Genomic DNA, 530 nt, shown 5'->3' with positions numbered 1-530 from the left:
TTCGTTTCCAATGTGGATGGAACGGATTTTGTAGAGGCAGTACACGGATTGAGGCCGGATGAAACCTTATTCATTATAGCTTCCAAAACGTTTACCACACTCGAAACCATGACTAATGCGCACACTGCGCGTCATTGGCTGCAAACCGCTGCAGGACGTGACAGGAAAGCCATCACACCCCACTTTGTAGCGCTCTCGACCAATGAGAAAGCTGTCAATGATTTTGGTATCCCCTCCAAACAGATGTTTGGTTTCCAGGAATGGGTAGGTGGGCGTTATTCCATGGATTCTGCTATTGGCTTATCCATTATGATTGCCATCGGGCCGGAAGCTTTCTGCGAAATGCTTGCTGGTTTTCACGCCATGGACGAACATTTTCGCAGTGCACCACTTGAACAGAATCTGCCTGTCATCATGGGGCTTCTGAACGTATGGTATGCGGACTTCTTTGATGCGGGTACCGTCGCAGTATTACCTTATGCACATTCTCTCAAGCGGTTTCCTGCCTATCTACAGCAGCTCACCATGGA

The 530-nt window shown here is 48.5% G+C and carries 1 pseudogene; it reads left to right on the top strand.

Features of this window, described 5'->3' with window-relative positions:
• Positions 1-12: 12 nt before the first annotated feature.
• Positions 13-530, top strand: a pseudogene (locus tag SQ11_RS15550) (glucose-6-phosphate isomerase); the annotation flags it as partial.

The sequence above is a fragment of the Nitrosospira sp. NpAV genome (genome assembly GCF_000832065.1).
In the GTDB taxonomy this organism is placed as follows: domain Bacteria; phylum Pseudomonadota; class Gammaproteobacteria; order Burkholderiales; family Nitrosomonadaceae; genus Nitrosospira.
This window is presented reverse-complemented; position numbering and strand designations above follow the sequence as displayed.